Annotated in this window: 2 protein-coding genes; one reads left to right on the top strand and one right to left on the bottom strand. The window is 73.1% G+C overall.

Features of this window, described 5'->3' with window-relative positions; genetic code table 11:
• Nucleotides 1-206 precede the first annotated feature (206 nt).
• Nucleotides 207-1,319: a GDSL-type esterase/lipase family protein gene (locus ABT300_RS43775; protein WP_351688690.1), complete on the top strand. Its 1,113-nt coding sequence runs from the start codon at nt 207-209 to the stop codon at nt 1,317-1,319.
• Nucleotides 1,320-1,338: 19 nt separating this feature from the next.
• Here the strand turns inward: ABT300_RS43775 and ABT300_RS43780 are convergent.
• A partial coding sequence (locus tag ABT300_RS43780) for a LuxR C-terminal-related transcriptional regulator (RefSeq protein WP_351688692.1) occupies nt 1,339-1,776 on the bottom strand: 438 nt, incomplete at its 5' end.

Genomic DNA, 1,776 nt, shown 5'->3' on the forward strand with positions numbered 1-1,776 from the left:
GCCGGAGCCTTACCCCAGCTCCGGCCGCCGGGCCCGGGACTTGGCAGGCGGCACGGGGCGTAGCCCGCTACACCCCCGCCTCGGGAGGGCGCCCCCTCGGCCCGGCCGACGGCCCACGGAATCGTGGACGACGGCAAGACGCCTCGCAAACCCCGCAGAGCAGGCCGGACTTCACCAGCCGCTACTCCCCGACTGGAGCCCCCACCATGAACATCACGGTCGCCGTGGTACTGGCGCTCGCCTCCGTCGCCACCCACGCCGCCGCGGCCGCGACGCAGCACCGCGTGGCCTCCACCGGCGGGCATGGGCTGCGACGCCTGTCGGCCGGCCCCGCCTGGTGGGCGTCGAACTCCGCCAATGCCACGGGCGCGACCCTGCACGTCGCCGCCCTCACGTACGGCCCGCTCACCCTCGGCCAGTGCCTCGGCGCGCTGACCGTCACAGCCGCCGTACCGCTCGCCGCCCGCGGCGCCGGACGCCGCGTCAGCCGCGGCGAATGGCACGGCATGGCGCTCACCCTCGCCGGCTTCGCCGCCCTGCTCCCGCTCACCGCGACCGGCGAGGACTCCACCGGCCTCCTCACCACCCCGGCCGCCCTGGCCATCGCCGTCACCGCCTCCCTCGCCATCCCGCTCGCTCTCTCGGTCCGCACCGGTACCCTGCGCACCCTGGCCCTGGCGGCGGCCTCCGGGATCGCCTCCGGCGCCAACGCGCCCCAACTCTCGGCGCTTTCACCGAAGACCCGGCTGGTCACCCTCGGCATCGGCGGCAACGACATCGGCTTCGGCTCGATGATCAAGCGGTGCGTCACGGTGGCGCTGGCGTACCAGGCCCTCGGCGGCACGTACATCCCCGAGGACGCCCTTTGCAGAGGGCACTACGTCCACCGCCGCACCGACGAGGTGCAGCGGAAGATCGAGGCCGCGGGCGAACGGCTCGCCGGCGCGCTGACGGAGATCAACCGCCGCGCGCCCCAGGCCCGGGTCTACGTCGTCGGCTATCCGGCCATCCTGCCCGCCGAAGGCACCGAAGGCACCGAAGGCACCGGCTGCGGTGGCGAACTGCCCCTCGCGCCCGGCGACATGAGCTACCTGCGGGAGAAGGAGCAGCAGCTCAACAGCGAGCTGCGCGAGCGGGCTCAGACATCCGGAGCGGTGTACGTCGACACGTACCGTCCGTCCGAGGGCCGCGACGCCTGCTCGGACGCGGCCACCCGCTGGATCGAACCCCTTGTCCCCAGCAGCCCGGCCGCGGCCGTCCACCCCAACGAGCGAGGCGAACGCGGTATGGCGGACGCCGTGCTGGACGCACTCCGGTGAGACGCCCTCGGATGAGCGGTCAGGATCCTTTCCTGTGAGGGCCGTTGAGGTAGGCCAGCACAGCGAGGACCCGGCGGTGCCCGCTGTCGCTGGGCGGCAGATGCAGCTTCAGGAAGACGTTGCCGATGTGCTTGCTGACCGACCGCTCGGTGATGACCAGCGTGCCGGCGATGGTGGCGTTGTCGTGCCCTTCGGCCATCAGCTTCAGCACCTCGCGCTCGCGCGGGGTGAGGGAGTCCAGCGGTGAGTCCCGTCGGCGGGTCAGCAGCTCGGTCACCACCTCCGGATCCAGCGCCGTACCGCCGGAGGCGACCCGCTCCAGGGCCTCCAGGAACTCGTCGACCCGGCCCACCCGGTCCTTGAGCAGGTAACCGACCCCGCTCGCCCCGCCGCCCAGCAACTCGGCGGCGTACGACTCCTCGACGTACTGGGACAGGACCAGCACCGGCAGTCCCGG

Source organism: Streptomyces sp. NPDC001027 (genome assembly GCF_040299045.1).
Lineage (GTDB): Bacteria > Actinomycetota > Actinomycetes > Streptomycetales > Streptomycetaceae > Streptomyces.